This window comes from Streptomyces cucumeris (assembly GCF_024295805.1).
In the GTDB taxonomy this organism is placed as follows: domain Bacteria; phylum Actinomycetota; class Actinomycetes; order Streptomycetales; family Streptomycetaceae; genus Streptomyces; species Streptomyces cucumeris.
The window spans coordinates 26,988-46,198 of the sequence record NZ_JANCLX010000017.1; the positions used below are offsets into that span (position 1 = coordinate 26,988).

Annotated in this window: 16 protein-coding genes and 1 tRNA gene; 2 read left to right on the plus strand and 15 right to left on the minus strand. The window is 68.2% G+C overall.

Going from position 1 to position 19,211, the window contains the following annotated elements; genetic code table 11:
- The 11 genes from rpsL to NMK44_RS23835 form a co-directional block, all read right to left on the minus strand.
- Positions 1-372 carry a 30S ribosomal protein S12 gene (gene rpsL / locus NMK44_RS23785; protein ID WP_014054153.1) on the minus strand — a complete coding sequence of 124 codons (372 nt, stop codon included), beginning with the start codon at positions 370-372 and terminating at the stop codon, positions 1-3.
- Between the two features lie 331 nt (positions 373-703).
- Positions 704-4,603 carry a DNA-directed RNA polymerase subunit beta' gene (locus tag NMK44_RS23790; protein WP_254746288.1) on the minus strand — a complete coding sequence of 1,300 codons (3,900 nt, stop codon included), beginning with the start codon at positions 4,601-4,603 and terminating at the stop codon, positions 704-706.
- A gap of 98 nt (positions 4,604-4,701) precedes the next feature.
- Complete coding sequence (gene rpoB / locus NMK44_RS23795) at positions 4,702-8,184, minus strand: DNA-directed RNA polymerase subunit beta (protein ID WP_254746290.1); 3,483 nt, start codon at positions 8,182-8,184, stop codon at positions 4,702-4,704.
- 582 nt (positions 8,185-8,766) lie between these two features.
- Positions 8,767-9,159, minus strand: a complete 393-nt coding sequence (rplL, locus tag NMK44_RS23800) for a 50S ribosomal protein L7/L12 (RefSeq protein ID WP_254746567.1) — start codon at positions 9,157-9,159, stop codon at positions 8,767-8,769.
- Between the two features lie 78 nt (positions 9,160-9,237).
- Positions 9,238-9,801: a 50S ribosomal protein L10 gene (gene rplJ, locus NMK44_RS23805; RefSeq protein ID WP_254746292.1), complete on the minus strand. Its 564-nt coding sequence runs from the start codon at positions 9,799-9,801 to the stop codon at positions 9,238-9,240.
- A 287-nt stretch (positions 9,802-10,088) separates the two neighbouring features.
- Positions 10,089-10,979, minus strand: a complete 891-nt coding sequence (locus tag NMK44_RS23810) for an SCO4651 family lipoprotein (protein WP_489660297.1) — start codon at positions 10,977-10,979, stop codon at positions 10,089-10,091.
- A 133-nt stretch (positions 10,980-11,112) separates the two neighbouring features.
- Positions 11,113-11,835, minus strand: coding sequence for a 50S ribosomal protein L1 (gene rplA, locus NMK44_RS23815; protein WP_254746296.1), 723 nt, complete (start codon positions 11,833-11,835; stop codon positions 11,113-11,115).
- 78 nt (positions 11,836-11,913) lie between these two features.
- A complete protein-coding gene (gene rplK / locus NMK44_RS23820; protein ID WP_009715899.1) occupies positions 11,914-12,348 on the minus strand; it encodes a 50S ribosomal protein L11 in 435 nt (144 codons plus the stop codon).
- A 177-nt stretch (positions 12,349-12,525) separates the two neighbouring features.
- Positions 12,526-13,389 carry a transcription termination/antitermination protein NusG gene (gene nusG / locus NMK44_RS23825; protein WP_254746298.1) on the minus strand — a complete coding sequence of 288 codons (864 nt, stop codon included), beginning with the start codon at positions 13,387-13,389 and terminating at the stop codon, positions 12,526-12,528.
- Between the two features lie 79 nt (positions 13,390-13,468).
- Complete coding sequence (gene secE, locus NMK44_RS23830; RefSeq protein ID WP_254746300.1) at positions 13,469-13,759, minus strand: preprotein translocase subunit SecE; 291 nt, start codon at positions 13,757-13,759, stop codon at positions 13,469-13,471.
- A gap of 110 nt (positions 13,760-13,869) precedes the next feature.
- Positions 13,870-13,942 (minus strand) — tRNA-Trp (locus NMK44_RS23835).
- Positions 13,943-14,204: 262 nt separating this feature from the next.
- Between NMK44_RS23835 and NMK44_RS23840 the strand changes: the two genes are divergently transcribed.
- Both NMK44_RS23840 and NMK44_RS23845 read left to right on the plus strand, forming a co-directional pair.
- Positions 14,205-15,443 carry a pyridoxal phosphate-dependent aminotransferase gene (locus tag NMK44_RS23840; RefSeq protein ID WP_254746302.1) on the plus strand — a complete coding sequence of 413 codons (1,239 nt, stop codon included), beginning with the start codon at positions 14,205-14,207 and terminating at the stop codon, positions 15,441-15,443.
- A gap of 202 nt (positions 15,444-15,645) precedes the next feature.
- Positions 15,646-16,659 carry an adenosine deaminase gene (locus tag NMK44_RS23845; RefSeq protein ID WP_254746304.1) on the plus strand — a complete coding sequence of 338 codons (1,014 nt, stop codon included), beginning with the start codon at positions 15,646-15,648 and terminating at the stop codon, positions 16,657-16,659.
- A gap of 221 nt (positions 16,660-16,880) precedes the next feature.
- Here the strand turns inward: NMK44_RS23845 and NMK44_RS23850 are convergent, their stop codons facing one another.
- The 4 genes from NMK44_RS23850 to rpmG all read right to left on the minus strand — a co-directional run bounded on the left by NMK44_RS23850 (position 16,881) and on the right by rpmG (position 19,194).
- The gene (locus NMK44_RS23850; protein ID WP_254746306.1) at positions 16,881-17,936 is read right to left on the minus strand and encodes a UDP-N-acetylmuramate dehydrogenase; all 1,056 of its coding nucleotides are present in this window, start codon (positions 17,934-17,936) and stop codon (positions 16,881-16,883) included.
- Between the two features lie 112 nt (positions 17,937-18,048).
- The gene (locus NMK44_RS23855; protein WP_254746308.1) at positions 18,049-18,483 is read right to left on the minus strand and encodes a MaoC family dehydratase; all 435 of its coding nucleotides are present in this window, start codon (positions 18,481-18,483) and stop codon (positions 18,049-18,051) included.
- Complete coding sequence (locus NMK44_RS23860; protein WP_254746310.1) at positions 18,480-18,944, minus strand: MaoC family dehydratase N-terminal domain-containing protein; 465 nt, start codon at positions 18,942-18,944, stop codon at positions 18,480-18,482. Before NMK44_RS23860 ends, NMK44_RS23855 begins: the two co-directional genes overlap by 4 nt.
- 85 nt (positions 18,945-19,029) lie before the next feature.
- Positions 19,030-19,194, minus strand: a complete 165-nt coding sequence (gene rpmG / locus NMK44_RS23865; RefSeq protein ID WP_009715907.1) for a 50S ribosomal protein L33 — start codon at positions 19,192-19,194, stop codon at positions 19,030-19,032.
- Positions 19,195-19,211: the final 17 nt, after the last annotated feature.

A 19,211-nucleotide genomic window follows, 5' to 3' on the forward strand; every position in this document is an offset into this window, starting at 1 on the left:
TTACTTCTCCTTCTTGGCGCCGTAGCGGCTGCGAGCCTGCTTGCGGTTCTTGACGCCCTGCGTGTCGAGGGAGCCGCGGATGATCTTGTAACGAACACCCGGCAGGTCCTTCACACGACCGCCACGCACGAGCACGATGGAGTGCTCCTGCAGGTTGTGCCCCTCACCCGGGACGTAGGCGGTGACCTCGATCCCACTGCTCAGCCGGACACGCGCGACCTTGCGGAGCGCCGAGTTCGGCTTCTTCGGCGTCGTGGTGAACACGCGGGTGCATGTACCACGTCGCTGCGGCGACCCCGCGAGGGCGGGGGTCTTGTTCTTCTCGACCTTGTCCTGGCGGCCCTTGCGGACCAGCTGCTGGATCGTAGGCACCGTTTCTCCGGTTTCTGTGTGCCGTCTCGGTAAAGCTAACCTGGGATTTCTCCGACCCACGCGGTCGGGTGTGTCGCGCACCGCAGACCCCTGCGAATGTCAGGAGAGTGCGAATTGTTGGTGTCGACACCTCGGGCTCCCGAGCGGTCTAGAAGCGCGCACAGGAGCCCAGGGACACCCCAGGCACAAGGTCAGAGCGTACCTACCGCATCGGCTCCGGTCAAAACAAATGCACACGCGCTGGACACACCAACCCGGAGCATAGCCGCAGGGCGGCCACCCCCGCCATGGGGTGACCGCCCTGTGAGCATGACCAGCCGTCCGGCCGGTCCTACTGGTTGTACGGACCGTAGTCGTAGTCCTCCAGCGGAACCGCCTGGCCGGAGCCCGTGCCGAAGGGCGAGTAGTCGATGTCGTCGTAACCGACGGCCGAGTACATCGCGGCCTTCGCCTCCTCGGTCGGCTCCACCCGGATGTTGCGGTAGCGGGACAGACCCGTACCGGCCGGGATGAGCTTACCGATGATCACGTTCTCCTTGAGGCCGATCAGGGAGTCCGACTTGGCGTTGATCGCCGCGTCGGTGAGCACCCGGGTCGTCTCCTGGAAGGACGCCGCCGACAGCCAGGACTCGGTCGCCAGCGAGGCCTTGGTGATACCCATCAGCTGCGGACGGCCGGAGGCCGGGTGGCCGCCTTCCTGGACCACACGACGGTTCTCGCCCTCGAAGCGCGACCGCTCCACCAGCTCGCCCGGCAGCAGCTCCGCGTCGCCGGACTCGATGATCGTCACACGGCGCAGCATCTGCCGGATGATGATCTCGATGTGCTTGTCGTGGATCGACACACCCTGCGAGTTGTAGACCTTCTGGACCTCGCCCACCAGGTGCACCTGGACGGCGCGCTGGCCGAGGATGCGCAGCACGTCGTGCGGGTTGACCGCACCGACGGTCAGCGGCTGGCCGACGTCGACCCGGTCGCCCTCGCCCACCAGCAGACGGGCTCGCTTGGAGACACCGAAGGCGGTCTCGTCGGAGCCGTCGTCCGGGGTGACGACGAGCTTCTTGGTCTTCTCGGTCTCCTCGATCCGGACGCGGCCGGCCGCCTCCGAGATCGGGGCGACACCCTTGGGCGTACGGGCCTCGAAGAGCTCGACGACACGCGGCAGACCCTGGGTGATGTCGTCACCGGCCACACCACCGGTGTGGAAGGTACGCATCGTGAGCTGGGTGCCGGGCTCACCGATGGACTGGGCGGCGATGATGCCGACCGCCTCACCGATGTCCACCAGCTTGCCGGTCGCCAGCGAGCGGCCGTAGCACATGGCGCAGGTGCCGACGGCGGACTCGCAGGTGAGCACCGAGCGGGTCTTGACCGTCTCCACGCCGTGGCGGACCAGCTCGTCGATGAGCACGTCGCCGAGGTCGGTACCGGCCGGGGCCAGGACCTTGCCCTCCACGACGATGTCCTCGGCGAGGCAGCGCGCGTACACGCTGGTCTCGACGTCCTCGGCCTTGCGCAGCACACCGTCGGCGCCGCGGGAGGCGATCCCCAGCTTGAGGCCACGGTCGGTGCCGCAGTCCTCCTCGCGGATGATCACGTCCTGCGAGACGTCCACCAGACGACGGGTCAGGTATCCCGAGTCGGCGGTACGCAGCGCGGTGTCCGCGAGACCCTTACGGGCACCGTGGGTGGAGATGAAGTACTCCAGCACGGAGAGACCCTCACGGAACGACGCCTTGATGGGCCGCGGGATGGTCTCGTTCTTCGCGTTGGACACCAGACCACGCATACCGGCGATCTGACGCATCTGCATCATGTTTCCGCGCGCGCCCGAGTCGACCATCATGAAGATCGGGTTGGTCTTCGGGAAGTTCGCGTTCATCGCCTCGGAGACCTCATTGGTCGCCTTGGTCCAGATCGCGATGAGCTCCTGGGTGCGCTCGTCCTTGGTGATCAGACCGCGCTCGTACTGCTTCTGGACCTTCTCGTCCTGCGCCTCGTAGCCCGTGATGATGGCCTTCTTGGCCTCGGGCACGACGATGTCGGAGATGGCGACGGTGACACCGGAGCGGGTGGCCCAGTGGAAACCGGCCGCCTTCAGGTTGTCCAGCGTCGCCGCGACGATGACCTTGGGGTAGCGCTCGGCGAGGTCGTTGACGATCTCGGAGAGCTGCTTCTTGCCCACCGAGTAGTCGACGAACGGGTAGTCCTCGGGCAGCAGCTCGTTGAAGAGCGCACGGCCCAGGGTGGTGCGCAGCCGGAAGCTGTCGCCCTGCTGCCAGATGGGCTCGCCCTCTTCCGCGACCGGCGGGGTCCAGCCGCGGGGCGGCACGGTACCGATCGGGAAGCGGATGTCGATCTTCGCCTGGAGCGAGAGCTCCCGGGCGTCGAACGCCATGGTCGCCTCGGCGCTGGAGCCGAAGGACCGGCCCTCGCCGATGACCTTGCGCTCCTCCTCGTCGGTGGTGAGGAAGAACAGGCCCAGCACCATGTCCTGGGTGGGCATGGTCACCGGACGGCCGTCGGCCGGCTTGAGGATGTTGTTCGAGGACAGCATCAGGATGCGGGCCTCGGCCTGCGCCTCCGCGGACAGCGGCAGGTGCACGGCCATCTGGTCACCGTCGAAGTCCGCGTTGAACGCGGTGCAGACGAGCGGGTGGATCTGAATGGCCTTGCCCTCGACCAGCTGCGGCTCGAACGCCTGGATACCGAGGCGGTGCAGGGTCGGCGCACGGTTCAGCAGCACCGGGTGCTCGGCGATGACCTCTTCGAGCACGTCGTACACGACCGTGCGGCCGCGCTCGACCATGCGCTTGGCCGACTTGATGTTCTGCGCGTGGTTCAGGTCCACCAGGCGCTTCATCACGAACGGCTTGAAGAGCTCCAGCGCCATGGCCTTGGGCAGACCGCACTGGTGCAGCTTGAGCTGCGGGCCGACGACGATGACCGAACGGGCCGAGTAGTCGACTCGCTTACCGAGCAGGTTCTGACGGAACCGGCCCTGCTTGCCCTTCAGCATGTCGCTGAGGGACTTCAGCGGACGGTTACCGGGACCGGTGACCGGGCGACCGCGGCGGCCGTTGTCGAACAGCGCGTCGACGGCCTCCTGGAGCATCCGCTTCTCGTTGTTCACGATGATCTCGGGGGCACCGAGGTCCAGCAGACGCTTGAGGCGGTTGTTCCGGTTGATCACACGGCGGTACAGGTCGTTCAGGTCGGAGGTCGCGAAGCGGCCACCGTCGAGCTGCACCATCGGACGCAGGTCCGGCGGGATCACCGGGATGCAGTCCAGCACCATGCCGTTGGGGCTGTTGCGGGTCTGCAGGAAGGCGGAGACGACCTTCAGGCGCTTGAGCGCACGGGTCTTCTTCTGGCCCTTACCGGTCCGGATGATCTCGCGGAGCTTCTCGGCCTCCTCGTCGAGGTCGAAGGACTCCAGGCGCTTCTGCAGGGCAGCGGCGCCCATGCCGCCCATGAAGTACGTGCCGAAGCGGTCACGCAGCTCACGGTAGAGCAGCTCGTCGCCCTCGAGGTCCTGGACCTTGAGGTTCTTGAAGCGGTTCCACACCTCGTCGAGACGGTCGATCTCGCGCTGCGCGCGGTCGCGCAGCTGCTTCATCTCACGCTCGGCGCCCTCGCGCACCTTGCGGCGCACATCGGCCTTGGCGCCCTCGGCCTCCAGCTCGGCGAGGTCCGCCTCGAGCTTCTTGGCGCGGGCCTCCAGGTCGGCGTCGCGGCGCTGCTCGACCTGCTGACGCTCGACGGAGACATGGGCCTCCAGCGAGGGCAGGTCGCGCGTACGGCGCTCCTCGTCCACCCACGTGATCATGTAGGCGGCGAAGTAGATGACCTTCTCGAGGTCCTTCGGGGCGAGGTCGAGCAGGTAGCCCAGACGGCTGGGCACGCCCTTGAAGTACCAGATGTGGGTGACGGGAGCGGCCAGCTCGATGTGGCCCATCCGCTCACGGCGCACCTTGGCGCGGGTGACCTCGACGCCACAGCGCTCACAGATGATGCCCTTGAAGCGGACGCGCTTGTACTTGCCGCAGTAGCACTCCCAGTCCCGGGTCGGACCGAAGATCTTCTCGCAGAAGAGTCCGTCCTTTTCGGGCTTCAGGGTGCGGTAGTTGATGGTCTCCGGCTTCTTGACCTCACCGTGGGACCACTGACGGATGTCGTCAGCGGTGGCGAGGCCGATCCGCAGCTCGTCGAAGAAGTTGACGTCGAGCACTTGTCGTCAATCCCTCTTTCAGGGTCGTGTCTTCGGTCTGACTGGGGGTCCGGGGAGAGGCCGGGGCGGAGGTGGGACAGCCGCCCCGGCCAGACCCGTCAGACCTCTTCGACGCTGCTCGGCTCGCGCCGGGACAGGTCGATACCGAGCTCCTCCGCAGCGCGGAAGACGTCCTCGTCGGTGTCGCGCATCTCGATGGACATACCGTCCGAGGACAGCACCTCCACGTTGAGGCACAGGGACTGCATCTCCTTGATGAGCACCTTGAAGGACTCGGGGATGCCGGGCTCGGGGATGTTCTCGCCCTTGACGATGGCCTCGTAGACCTTCACTCGGCCGGTGACGTCGTCGGACTTGATGGTCAGCAGCTCCTGGAGGGCGTACGCGGCGCCGTATGCCTCGAGCGCCCACACCTCCATCTCACCGAAGCGCTGGCCACCGAACTGAGCCTTACCGCCCAGCGGCTGCTGGGTGATCATCGAGTACGGACCGGTGGAACGGGCGTGCAGCTTGTCGTCCACCAGGTGGTGCAGCTTGAGGATGTACATGTAGCCGACGGAGATCGGGTCCGGGAACGGCTCGCCGGAGCGGCCGTCGAAGAGCCGGGCCTTACCGGACGACTGGACCAGGCGGTCGCCGTCGCGGTTCGGGATCGTCGAGTCGAAGAGACCGGCGATCTCGTCCTCACGGGCACCGTCGAAGACCGGGGTCGCGACGTTGGTGCCGGGCTTGACCTCGTCCGCGCCGATCGCCTGCAGCCGCTGCATCCACTCCTCGGAGCCCTCGACCTTCCAGCCGCGGGAGGCCAGCCAGCCGAGGTGGATCTCCAGGACCTGTCCCGGGTTCATCCGGGACGGGACACCCAGCGGGTTGAGGATGATGTCGACCGGGGTGCCGTCCTCCAGGAACGGCATGTCCTCGACCGGCAGGATCTTGGAGATGACGCCCTTGTTGCCGTGACGGCCGGCCAGCTTGTCACCGTCGGTGATCTTGCGCTTCTGCGCCACGTAGACGCGGACCAGCTGGTTCACGCCGGGGGGCAGCTCGTCGCCCTCCTCGCGGTCGAAGACGCGGACGCCGATGACCTTGCCGATCTCGCCGTGCGGCACCTTCAGCGAGGTGTCACGGACCTCACGGGCCTTCTCACCGAAGATCGCGCGCAGCAGGCGCTCCTCCGGGGTCAGCTCGGTCTCACCCTTCGGGGTGACCTTGCCGACCAGGATGTCCCCGGCCACGACCTCGGCGCCGATGCGGATGATGCCGCGCTCGTCGAGGTCGGCCAGGACCTCCTCGGAGACGTTCGGGATGTCCCGGGTGATCTCCTCGGGGCCCAGCTTGGTGTCACGGGCGTCGACCTCGTGCTCCTCGATGTGGATCGAGGAGAGGACGTCGTCCTGCACCAGACGCTGGCTGAGGATGATCGCGTCCTCGTAGTTGTGGCCCTCCCACGGCATGAACGCCACGAGCAGGTTCTTGCCGAGCGCCATCTCGCCGTCCTCGGTGGACGGGCCGTCGGCCAGCACCTGACCGGCGATGACACGGGCGCCCTCGTCCACGACCACCTTCTGGTTGAAGGAGGTGCCCTGGTTGGAGCGGGAGAACTTGGCCACCCGGTAGGTGGTGTAGGTGCCGTCGTCGTTGGCCACCGTGACGTAGTCGGCGGAGACCTCCTGGACGACACCGTCCTTCTCGGCCTTGATGACATCGCCGGCGTCGACCGCGCAGCGGTACTCCATACCGGTGCCGACCAGCGGGGACTCCGCCTTGATCAGCGGCACGGCCTGGCGCATCATGTTCGATCCCATGAGCGCGCGGTTGGCGTCGTCGTGCTCGAGGAAGGGGATCATGGCGGTCGCGACCGACACCATCTGGCGCGGCGAGACGTCCATGTAGTCGACCTCGGAGCCGGGCACGTAGTCGACCTCGCCGCCACGGCGGCGGACCAGGACGCGGGCCTCGGCGTAGGTGTTGTCATCGGTCAGCGGCGCGTTGGCCTGGGCGATGACGAAGCGGTCTTCCTCGTCCGCGGTGAGGAAGTCGACCTTGTCGGTGACGACACCGTCGGTGACCTTGCGGTACGGGGTCTCGACGAAACCGAAGGCGTTGACCCGGCCGTAGGAGGCCAGCGAGCCGATCAGACCGATGTTCGGGCCTTCCGGCGTCTCGATCGGGCACATCCGGCCGTAGTGCGAGGGGTGCACGTCACGGACCTCGAAGCCGGCCCGCTCACGGCTCAGACCACCCGGGCCCAGCGCCGACAGACGGCGCTTGTGGGTCAGACCCGACAGCGGGTTGGTCTGGTCCATGAACTGCGAGAGCTGGCTGGTGCCGAAGAACTCCTTGATGGAGGCGACGACCGGCCGGATGTTGATCAGGGTCTGCGGCGTGATCGCCTCGACGTCCTGGGTGGTCATGCGCTCGCGGACGACGCGCTCCATCCGGGCCAGACCGGTGCGGACCTGGTTCTGGATGAGCTCGCCGACGTTACGCAGACGACGGTTGCCGAAGTGGTCGATGTCGTCGGTCTCGACGACGATCGTGGTGCCGCTCTCGCCGGCCGTCTCGGTCTCGCCCGCGTGCAGCTTGACCAGGTACTTGATGGTCGCGATGACGTCATCGGTGGTCAGCACACCGGCGTCGAGCGGGGCGTCCGCGCCGAGCTTCTTGTTGACCTTGTAGCGGCCGACCTTGGCCAGGTCGTAGCGCTTGGGGTTGAAGTAGAGGTTCTCCAGCAGCGTCTGCGCGGCCTCACGGGTCGGCGGCTCGCCCGGACGCAGCTTGCGGTAGATGTCCAGCAGCGCGTCGTCCTGGCCCTGGGTGTGGTCCTTCTCCAGGGTGGCGCGCATGGACTCGTACTCGCCGAACTCCTCGAGGATCTGCTCGGTGGTCCAGCCGAGCGCCTTGAGCAGGACGGTGACGGACTGCTTGCGCTTGCGGTCGATACGGACACCGACCATGTCGCGCTTGTCGATCTCCATCTCCAGCCAGGCACCCCGGGACGGGATGATCTTGGCGGAGAAGATGTCCTTGTCGGACGTCTTGTCGATGGAGGAGTCGAAGTAGACACCGGGAGAACGGACCAGCTGCGAGACGACGACACGCTCGGTGCCGTTGATGCAGAAGGTGCCCTTCGGCGTCATGAGCGGGAAGTCGCCCATGAAGACCGTCTGGGACTTGATCTCACCGGTCTCGTTATTGGTGAATTCAGCGGTGACGAAGAGCGGCGCGGCGTACGTGAAGTCGCGCTCCTTGCACTCGTCGATCGAGTTCTTCGGCGGCTCGAAGCGGTGATCACGGAAAGTCAGGGACATCGACCCGGAGAAGTCCTCGATCGGGGAGATCTCCTCGAAGATCTCTTCCAGACCGGACTTGGTGGGGACGTCCTGACCGCTGTCCAGCGCAGCCTCGACGCGAGCCTTCCAGGCGGCATTGCCGAGCAGCCAATCGAAGCTCTCGGTCTGCAGTGCAAGGAGGTTCGGAACCTCGAGAGGCTCCTTGATCTTCGCAAAGGAGATGCGCAGCGGGGCGGTGCTGGCGCCGTTGTTCGTATTGGCAGTCGAGGCGTTGCGCGAGGCGGCCAAGAGGGGGTCCTTCCGAGGGCTCGGACTCACTACGCGCGTACCGGTCCCACCGAGAGCCCATGGATGAAACCCCTGGTCAGGGCGTTTTCATCGGCTGTGCTCGAAGGTGAGTATGCCCCTGGTGACGGGCAGGGAGCAGCTAACAGGCAGCGCAAAGGGTCAGTGTAGCCACTTGGCACACTGATGTCCAGCGCCGAGTTTGTGAGACCGGCAGTGCCAATCTCTCCCTCCGGTGAGGGGCGCGCCCCTCGTTGTCTTCACAGCCCTTGCCGACGGCCACCCGCCGGGAGCGCATATCGATACTGCCCGCTTCGCCGACGATCCATGCCTCGGAGTTTGGATCGCTGTGCCGTCGCGTCCTGAGAATTGCGCGCTGCGTGCCGTTCGTCAAGGCCCCCCACTCCGGCGAGATCGTCACAGGGCGTGGCGACGGGCAACGAAGATCACCATACCTGTCGCAACCGACAAGACAACGTAGCCGTCACGGGTACGCCGAAGGGCGACCACCCGAACGGGTGATCGCCCTTACGGAACGCGGCCTCACCGCCGTGCGCCAGGGGCGCGCGGCGGTGGGCCGAAAGGTCACTTGACCTCGACGGAGGCGCCGGCGCCCTTGAGGGACTCGGCGGCCTTCTCCGCGGCTTCCTTGTTGACCTTCTCGAGGACCGGCTTCGGGGTGCCGTCGACGAGGTCCTTGGCCTCCTTCAGACCCAGCGAGGTCAGCTCACGCACGACCTTGATGACCTGGATCTTCTTGTCGCCGGCGCCGGTGAGGATGACGTCGAACTCGTCCTTCTCCTCGGCGGCCTCGGCGCCCGCACCCGGGGCACCCGGGGCGGCGGCGACGACGGCGGCCGGGGCGGCGGCGGTGACGTCGAACTTCTCCTCGAACGCCTTCACGAACTCGGAGAGCTCGATGAGGGTCAGGGTCTCGAACTGCGCGAGCAGCTCTTCCTGGCTGAGCTTCGCCATGATGGCGGTCCTTCCACTAAGTCGGCAGGTGCCGGATGTACATGTCGGCGGGCTTTCGGGCCCGCTGCGACCGGGGCCTGATTACTCGGCGGCCTCGGCCTCGGCGGGAGCCGGGGTGTCGGCACCGCCCTGTTCGGCCTGCTTCTGCCGGAGCGCCTCCGCGGTGCGGACGAACTTCGACAGCGGGGCCTGGAAGAGCGCCGCAGCCTGGGACTGCTTGGCCTTCATCGCACCCGCCAGCTTGGCGAGCAGCACCTCGCGGGACTCGAGGTCCGCGAGCTTCTTGATCTCGTCGGCAGACAGTGCCTTGCCGTCGAGCACGCCGCCCTTGATGACGAGAGCGGGGTTTTCCTTGGCGAAGTCACGGAGACCCTTCGCCGCCTCGACCGGGTCCCCGGTCACAAAGGCGACGGCCGACGAACCCACGAACAGGTCGTCGAGCTGGTTGATCCCGACCTCGTTGGCCGCGATCTTGGTCAGCGTGTTCTTCACCACACGGTACTGAGCGTTCTCACCGAGTGAACGGCGCAGCTCCTTGAGCTGAGCAACGGTGAGACCGGTGTACGCGGTCACGACGGCACCGTTGGAGCTGCGGAACTTCTCCCGCATCTCGTCGACGGCATCGACCTTGTCAGGACTCGCCATGAGCTTCGGCCTCCTTCCGGGTGATGAGGACCGCTAAGGTCTGAAGGAAGGAGACTGAACAACACGAAAACGCCCCGGCGCAGGCGCTCGGGGCGTGACTCGACCTTGCGGACCCGATGGGCCCGTCCGGGAGCTCAACCACAGTCACCTGCGCAGGTCGTCCGCAGCTAGCGGATCCTTCAGCCACCGTGTCCCCTTGCGGAGGCACAGCGACAACCAGCGGTCTTTGGCTTCTGCAGCAGATTACGCGAACGGGCCGCGGCCAGGCAAATCCGCTCGGCGGCGGCTTACTGGCCGCTGAGGTCCTCGAAGTTCACCGTGTCCGAGGAGGCCGGCTCCTCGACCGTGACCTCGGTGCCGTAGTCCGAGTAGTAGACGGTGGAGTCGTAGGGGCCGTTGTTGCTCTTGGCCTGCTCACGCTTCTTCACCAGCAGGTCGTCACCGTCGATCCACAGATCGATGGTCTCGGTCTCCATACCGGACTGCTCGAGCTGCTTCTGGAGCGCCTCGAGGTCGGACTCGCTGAGGTCCTTGGACTGCATCTTGGCCAGCTCGGAGACCTTGACCGTGCCCGAGTAGTGGGTGGCCTTGGTGCCCTTCACGGTCTCGGTGCCGACGCTCTTGACCTTGCCGGTGGCGATCAGGAGCTGCACCGAGCGCGCCGGGTCGGTGTTCTGCATCTGGTCCTTCAGGAAGGCGCCGGACGCGCCCGCCTTCTCGGCCAGCACGTCGTAGTCGTACTTGACCCAGTGCTTGCCGCCGCCCGCCTGGGCGGCGAACTCGTCGCCCAGGTTCATGAACATCGCGTCGGGCGTGTAGCGGGCCGGCATCGGCTTTCCGGCCAGCGGCGAGGAGGCCGCGGCGCCGCCGTTCTGCGTGATGGTCATATCGGCCCGCATACCGTCGGCCCAGTCCATCTCACCCTTCATGGACGAGTTGCCGCCGCCCATCGAGGTGGTGCCCTCGACCTTGGCCGAGTGCTGCTGGTCGGTGCGCTGCGAGGCCTTCTTCAGCGCCGCCAGCGGGCTGTTGACCTGCTCCTGCGCCGTGTCGCCGGACTTCTTGCCGCCGTTGTCGCCCTTATCGGACTTATCGCTCCCGCACGCGGTGAGCCCGACCATCAGGACGACGCTCCCGGCCGCTATCACGGCTCGCGTAGCAAAATGAGTACCGCGCACAGGGTCCCCCTCTTTAACCAACTCTTATGACTGGCAGAGACTTTAACTCAGGGGGCCGACACCGAACGCCGACGGGCCCCCGCACCACTGTGACGTGGTGCGGGGGCCCGTCGGTTGCACGGGACGCGCTGGATCAGACGGTCTCGTCCTCGACCAGCAGGTTGCGGGTGCGGTTGGCGTCCAGCGGGATGCCGGGGCCCATGGTGGTGGTCAGGGTCGCCTTCTTGATGTAGCGGCCCTTCGCGGCGGACGGCTTGAGACGGTTGATCTCCTCGAGCGCCGCGGCGTAGTTCTCCACCAGCTTCGTCTCATCGAACGACACCTTGCCGATGATGAAGTGCAGGTTGGAGTGCTTGTCGACGCGGAACTCGATCTTGCCGCCCTTGATGTCCGTGACGGCCTTGGCCACGTCCGGGGTGACGGTGCCGGTCTTCGGGTTCGGCATCAGACCACGCGGACCGAGCACCCGGCCGAGGCGGCCGACCTTGCCCATGAGGTCCGGGGTGGCGACGACGGCGTCGAAGTCCAGACGCCCCTTGGACACCTCGTCGATGAGCTCGTCGGAGCCGACGATGTCGGCGCCGGCGGCCTCCGCGGCTGCGGCACGGTCACCGGTCGCGAAGACCAGGACCCGGGCGGTCTTACCGGTGCCGTGCGGCAGGTTCACGGTGCCGCGGACCATCTGGTCGGCCTTGCGCGGGTCGACGCCCAGGCGCATGGCGACCTCGACGGTCGCGTCGAACTTGGTGTTGCCGGAGGTGTCCTTGGCGAGACGGACGGCCTCGAGCGGGGCGTAGACGCGCTCCCGGTCGATCTTGGCGTCCGAAGCGCGGAGGGTCTTGCTGCGCTTGCTCACTGCTGCTCCTGATGTCTGCGTTCGGAGTCGTGGTCCGGACCAGCGCTTGGTCCTGCCACGGTGGTGCTACGGGGTGTGTCAGCCCTCGACCGTGATGCCCATGGAACGGGCGGTGCCGGCGATGATCTTCTCGGCGGCGTCCAGGTCGTTGGCGTTCAGGTCGGGCATCTTGGTGGTGGCGATGTCGCGGACCTGGTCGCGGGTGATCTTGGCGACCTTGGTCTTGTGCGGCTCGCCGGAGCCCTTCTCCACACCCGCAGCCTTCAGGATCAGCTTGGCGGCCGGCGGAGTCTTGGTGATGAAGGTGAAGGAACGGTCCTCGTAGACCGTGATCTCCACCGGCACGACCATGCCGCGCTGCGACTCGGTCGCGGCGTTGTAGGCCTTGCAGAACTCCATGATGTTGACGCCGTGCTGACCCAGCGCGGGGCCGACCGGCGGAGCCGGGTTCGCGGCACCGGCCTGGATCTGGAGCTTGATCAGCCCCGTGACCTTCTTCTTCTTGGGAGGCATGCTCTCTCCGGGTCTTAGTGAGAGGTAGTTCGCCCCCGAACCGGATCATCCGGATGGAGGCATACCGCACAACGATAACGGGTATAGCTGCGCGCCTTAAAACCGAGCAGGTCAGACCGGCCGCGAGGGCTGGTCTGACCTGTTCGGAAGCGGGTGGACGCCGGTGGGAAACCGGTGTCAGTTCTTCTGGATCTGGTCGAAGCTCAGCTCGACCGGGGTCTCCCGGCCGAAGATCTCCACCAGGCCCTTGACCTTCTTCGAGTCGGCGTTGATCTCGTTGATCGTGGCCTGGAGGGTCGCGAACGGGCCGTCGGTGACCGTGACCGAGTCGCCCACCTCGAAGTCCAGCACCTGGACCTCGACCTTGCGGCTGGGCGCCGGCAGACCGCCTTCCTCGGCGGCGGCCTTGGCGGCCTTCTCCTCGGCCTCCGGGGCGAGCATCTTGACGATCTCGTCCAGGGTCAGCGGGTACGGGTCGTAGGCGTTGCCCACGAAGCCGGTGACGCCGGGAGTGTTACGGACGACGCCCCACGACTCGTTCGTCAGGTCCATGCGCACCAGCACATAGCCGGGCAGCTTGTTCTGGCGGACGGTGCGGCGGTCGCCGTTCTTGATCTGGACGACCTCTTCCTGCGGCACCTCGGCCTGGAAGATGTAGTCCTCCACGTTCAGCGAGACGGCACGCTGCTCGAGGTTGGTCTTCACGCGGTTCTCGTAGCCCGCGTAGGTGTGGATCACGTACCACTCACCGGGGAGGGTGCGCAGTTCCTCGCGCAGCGCCTCGACCGGGTCGACCGCCTCTTCCTCGGTCTCGCCCTCGGCGGCCTCGGCGGTCTCGTCCTCACCGGTCTCGTCGTCGTCCGCCTCGGCGGCCTCGGCGTCGGCCTCGTCCTCGACGTGGAGCGCTGCCTGCTCGGCCGGCTCGCCGACTGCTGCGTCGGCTGCCTCAGCCTGGTCGGAATCCGCCGCCTCGACGATGTCGAGCTCGTCCTCACGGGACTCGACGGGCTCGGCGGCGTCGTTCAGGTTCGGGTCAGACACGGTGGCTGCTTCTTCCTGGCTTCAAGGGGTGGAACGTGCGAAGAGGCGACGCCGGAACGGCGGCACCTTCCGCGGGTCATCAGCCGAAGACGTACTTGATGGCGTGGTTGAACCCATAGTCAATCACGGTCACGATGCCGATCATGATGACAACGAAGACGATCACCACAGTGGTGTACGTCGACAGCTGACCGCGGGTGGGCCAAACGACCTTGCGCAGCTCGGCGACGATCTGGCGGTAGAACAGCGCGAGGCGGCCGAAAGGCCCCTTCTTCCCGCGCTTGCCACCACGGCGGCCCTTCTTGGCCGCCACCTCGTCCTCGGGACGACCGCTCTCAGGCGTCGCGGTGGAGCCAAGGGCTTCCGTCACTCGTCCTCACCTGAATCCGGGTCGTGGCCGTGCCGCGTCCGGCCCGGCCGCACAGCGGTGCATTGTCCTTGCGTACGCATGCACGCACCCTAGATGGAAAGTGCGTGTAGCAGGGCCGGAGGGACTTGAACCCCCAACCGCTGGTTTTGGAGACCAGTGCTCTACCAATTGAGCTACGACCCTTTGCGGCACTCCCAACCTACCGCATCCGCCCGGATGCACGGAGTGTGCGGGGCGGAACGGCCGTTGAGCGGCCAACGACGGTTGAGTGTACGTGCTTGACGCCCGGTCGTCGAACGAGAAGCCGTCCAGGGGGTGTCCGGGTCGCGTGGCGCGCCCCGTCCGCGGACCGCCACGCACCCCCGGAAGCCGTGAACCGGGCCCCGTGCGGAACGGCCCGTCAACCCCCGTGTCGCCCGGGACGCGGGTCTGCGACGATGCAGGTATGACCGCTGCTACTCCCCCAGTACAGTCCCCGACCGACCGGCGGGTGTCAGCCCGCGTCGGCTCCATCTCCGAGTCCGCCACGCTCGCCGTGGACGCCAAGGCGAAGGCCCTCAAGGCCGCCGGGCGCCCGGTGATCGGCTTCGGCGCGGGCGAGCCGGACTTCCCGACGCCCGACTACATCGTCGAGGCGGCCGCCGCGGCGTGCCGCGACCCCAAGTACCACCGCTACACCCCGGCCGGCGGCCTGCCCGAGCTCAAGGCCGCGATCGCCGCGAAGACGCTGCGCGACAGCGGCTACGAGGTCGAGGCGGCGCAGGTCCTGGTGACCAACGGCGGCAAGCAGGCGATCTACGAGGCGTTCGCCGCGATCCTCGATCCGGGCGACGAGGTCATCGTGCCCGCGCCGTACTGGACCACCTACCCGGAGTCGATCCGGCTGGCCGGCGGTGTCCCGGTGGAGGTCGTCGCGGACGAGACGACCGGCTACCGCGTCTCCGTCGAGCAGCTGGAGGCCGCCCGGACCGAGCACACCAAGGTGCTGCTCTTCGTCTCGCCCTCCAACCCGACCGGCGCGGTCTACAGCCGCGAGCAGATCGAGGAGATCGGCCGCTGGGCCGCCGAGCACGGGCTGTGGGTGCTCACCGACGAGATCTACGAGCACCTGGTCTACGGCGACGCGGAGTTCCACTCGCTGCCGGTGGTCGTGCCCGAGCTGCGCGACAAGTGCATCGTGGTCAACGGCGTCGCCAAGACATACGCGATGACCGGCTGGCGGGTGGGGTGGATCATCGGCCCCAAGGACGTGGTGAAGGCCGCGACCAACCTCCAGTCGCACGCCACCTCCAATGTGAGCAATGTCGCTCAGGTCGCCGCGCTGACCGCCGTCTCGGCCGACCTCGACGCGGTCGCCGCGATGCGCGAGGCGTTCGACCGGCGCCGCCGCACCATCGTGCGGATGCTGAACGAGATCGACGGCGTGGAGTGCCCGGAGCCGGAGGGCGCGTTCTACGCCTACCCGTCGGTGAAGGGGCTGGTCGGCAAGGAGATCCGCGGCAAGCGCCCGCAGAACACCGTGGAGCTGGCCGCGCTGATCCTGGAGGAGGTCGAGGTCGCGGTGGTACCGGGTGAGGCCTTCGGCACCCCGGGCTACCTGCGGCTTTCCTACGCCCTGGGCGATGAGGACCTCGTCGAGGGCATCTCGCGCATCCAGAAGCTGCTGGGCGAGGCGCGAGCCTGATTCCCGGCCCCGCGCCCGGCCCCGACGGCCCCTGTCCCGCCACCCCCGGCGGCGGGACGGGGGCCGTCGTCATGGGCGGGGGCACGGAGCGGCCGCGGCCGGGCCCATCAGGGACGGGAGGGGGCCGGAACACCTCAGTTCGGACAGCCCCCGTTCGGTGAAAGCGGTACCGATGGCCATCGCCGTACGGCAGGATCACCAGATGGCACGCGATGTACATCTGCTCCCCAAGGCGCATCTGCATCTCCACTTCACCGGCTCCATGCGCCCCTCCACCCTGCTGGAACTCGCCGACAAGTACGGCGTCCACCTGCCCGAGGCGCTGAGCGGCGGCGAGCCGCCGAGGCTGCGCGCCACCGATGAGCGCGGCTGGTTCCGCTTCCAGCGGCTGTACGACATCGCGCGGTCCTGTCTGCGGACCCCGGAGGACATCCAGCGGCTGGTGCGCGAGGCGGCCGAGGAGGATGTGCGGGACGGGGCCGGCTGGCTGGAGATCCAGGTCGACCCCACGTCGTACGCCCCGCGGCTCGGCGGGCTGATCCCGGCGCTGGAGATCATCCTGGACGCGGTGGAGAGCGCCTCCCGGGACACCGGGCTCGGGATCCGGGTGCTGGTCGCCGCCAACCGCACCAAGCACCCGCTGGAGGCCCGCACACTGGCCCGGCTCGCGGTGCGCTACGCCGACCGCGGCGTCGTCGGTTTCGGCCTCTCCAACGACGAGCGGCGCGGTTTCGCCCGGGACTTCGACCGTGCCTTCGCCATCGCCCGCGAGGGCGGGCTGCTCGCCGCCCCGCACGGCGGTGAGCTCTCGGGCCCGGGCAGCGTCCGCGACTGTCTGGACGACCTCGGCGCGGGCCGGGTGGGCCACGGGGTGCGCGCCGCGGAGGATCCGCGGCTGCTGGCCCGGCTGGCGGAGCGCGGGGTGACCTGCGAGGTGTGCCCGGCGTCCAACGTGGCGCTGGGCGTCTACGAGAAGCCGGAGGACGTACCGCTGCGGACGCTCTTCGACGCGGGCGTGCCGATGGCGCTGGGCGCCGACGACCCGCTCCTCTTCGGCTCCCGCCTGGCCGCGCAGTACGAACTGGTCCGGGAGCGCCACGGCTTCACCGACGCCGAACTCGCCGAACTGGCCCGCCAGTCCATCCGCGGCTCCGCCGCCCCCGAAGCGGAGCGCGCCCGCCTGCTGAAGGGCATCGACGCCTGGCTGGACGACTGATCCACCGCGGGGCGGTGGAACGGGGGCCACAACGCCGGGACCGGCCTACCGGCGGCTCCCGCCGCCATCCGCGGCGCGGGCAATCCTCGGCGGGCGGGGCAGCCGCCGGTCAGGGGCCTCGGACGCGTGTGCCGCGCGTGCGCCGGCGGGGACGGCGCACACCGTCCGTGCCCGGCCGTCCGGTCGCGGACGACGGTGTCCCGGGCCGCGCCCGGGTGTGGTCAGAGGGTGACGCCCACCGTGACCGGCTCGTTGATCAGGCGGATACCGAACGCCGATTCGACGCCGGTGACCACTTCGCGGGCGAGGGCCAGCAGGTCCTCGGTGGTGGCCTCGCCGCGGTTGGTGAGGGCGAGCGTGTGCTTGGTCGAGATACGGGCCGGGCCGGAGCCGTAGCCCTTGGTGAAGCCCGCGCGGTCGATCAGCCAGGCGGCCGAGGTCTTGACGTGGCCGTCGCCCGCCGGGAAGGCGGGGGGCGCGGTGTCCGGGCCGAGGCGCTCGGCGACGCGGGCGAGGAACGCGGCGTACGCGGCCTCGTCCAGCACCGGGTTGGTGAAGAAGGACCCGGCCGACCAGGTGTCGTGGTCCTCGGTGTCCAGCACCATGCCCTTGCCCGCGCGCAGACCGAGCACGGTCTCGCGGGCGATGGCGGCGGGGACCCGGTCCCCGACCTCGACGCCCAGCACCCGCGCGGTCTCCGCGTAGCGGACCGGCGCGGACAGCCCGTCCGCGTCCTCCAGCTCGAAGCGGACCCGCAGCACGACGTGGCGGTCGGGGTCGGCCTTGAAGCGGCTGTGGCGGTAGGAGAAGGCGCACTCGGCGTTGGGGAGGGTCACCACCTCGTCGGCGCGCCGGTCGTAGGCGACCACCTCGGTGATGGTGGCGGAGACCTCCTGGCCGTACGCCCCGACGTTCTGGATCGGGGTGGCACCGGCGGAGCCGGGGATCCCAGCGAGGCATTCGATTCCGGCCAGTCCCGCCTCGACGGTGCGGGCGACCGCGTCCGACCAGTTCTCCCCCGCGGCCAGCTCCAGGCGGGTGCCGTCGAGCGAGAAGCCGCCGGTGGCGATGCGCAGGGCGGTGCCGTCGAAGCCCTTGTCGGAGATGACCAGGTTGCTGCCGCCGCCGATCAGCAGCAGCGGGGTACCGGTCGCGTCGGCCTCGCGGACCGCGGCGATCACCTCGTCATCGGTGGTGGCCGTGATCAGCCGGGTCGCCGGTCCGCCCAGGCGGAACGTGGTCAGCGGGGCGAGGGGGGCGTCATGGAGTTCCTGCACGCGCTCAAGAGTACGGGGGCGCCCGCCGGGCTCCCGGGGGCGGCCGCCCCCGGTGCGGAGACCGGGGGCAGGCCCAGGGCCCGGTGGCCCGCCGGGGCGGGCGCGCGGCGGCTCAGGCGAGGCGGACCACGGCGCGGGCCCGGCCCAGCACCTTCTTTCCACCGCTGGTCGCGGTGATGTCCAGGCGGACCGTACGGGCCTCGTCGTCCAGCTTGGCGGCGACCTTGGCGCCGATCTCGATGACCGCGCCCTTGTCGTCGTTGGGGACCACGACGGGCTTGGTGAAGCGCACGCCGTACTCGACGAGGGCGCCGGGGTCGCCGGTCCAGTCGGTCACCACGCGCGCCGCCTCGGCCATGGTGAACATGCCGTGGGCGATGACATCGGGCAGGCCGACGTCCTTGGCGAACTTCTCGTTCCAGTGGATGGGGTTGAAGTCGCCGGAGGCTCCCGCGTAGCGGACCAGCCCGGCGCGGTCCACACGGAACTCACGCACCGGCACCTCGGTGCCGACCTCCACGTCCTGGTAACGCACCGTGGCCGTCATCGGCTCTCCTCCGCCTCGGCGGCACGGGCCACCAGCGTCGTGAACGAGGTCACGACGTGCTCGCCCGCCTCGTCATGGACCTCACCTCGCACGGACAGCACATCGTTGCCCGCGAGTGACTTGATCGAGTCGATGGTCGAGGTGACCCGCAGCCGGTCACCGGCCCGGACCGGGCGGGTGTACGCGAACTGCTGGTCGCCGTGGACGACGCGGCTGTAGTCCAGCCCCAGCGCCGGGTCCTCGACGACCTGGGCGCCCGCGGCCTTGAAGGTGATCGCGAACACAAAGGTGGGCGGCGCGATCACATCGGGGTGGCCGAGCGCCCGGGCGGCCTCGGGGTCGGTGTAGACCGGATTGGTGTCACCGATGGCCTCGGCGAATTCCCGGATCTTCTCCCGGCCGACCTCGTACGGGGCGGTGGGCGGATAGCTCCGTCCGACGAAGGACTGGTCGAGCGCCATCGGCTCGCACCTCCTGCGGTTGGTTACCAACGAAACGAGGCCACCCCCCGCATGTGGGGGCGGCCTCGCCGGTAAAGACTATTGCTCAGCGCGTCTCGCGGTGCGCCGTGTGCGCGTTGCAGCGCGGGCAGTGCTTCTTGATCTCAAGACGATCCGGGTCGTTGCGCCGGTTCTTCTTGGTGATGTAGTTCCGCTCCTTGCACTCCACGCAGGCCAGCGTGATCTTCGGGCGGACGTCGGTGGCAGCCACGTGAGTGCTCCTTGACG

Coding starts and splice junctions, on each gene's coding strand:
- rplJ (WP_254746292.1), bottom strand. CDS start 9,801: ATGGCGAGTCCTGACAAGGTCGATGCCGTCGACGAGATGCGGGAGAAG.
- rplK (WP_009715899.1), bottom strand. CDS start 12,348: ATGCCTCCCAAGAAGAAGAAGGTCACGGGGCTGATCAAGCTCCAGATC.
- NMK44_RS23840 (WP_254746302.1), top strand. CDS start 14,205: ATGACCGCTGCTACTCCCCCAGTACAGTCCCCGACCGACCGGCGGGTG.
- NMK44_RS23845 (WP_254746304.1), top strand. CDS start 15,646: ATGGCACGCGATGTACATCTGCTCCCCAAGGCGCATCTGCATCTCCAC.
- NMK44_RS23855 (WP_254746308.1), bottom strand. CDS start 18,483: ATGACGGCCACGGTGCGTTACCAGGACGTGGAGGTCGGCACCGAGGTG.
- NMK44_RS23860 (WP_254746310.1), bottom strand. CDS start 18,944: ATGGCGCTCGACCAGTCCTTCGTCGGACGGAGCTATCCGCCCACCGCC.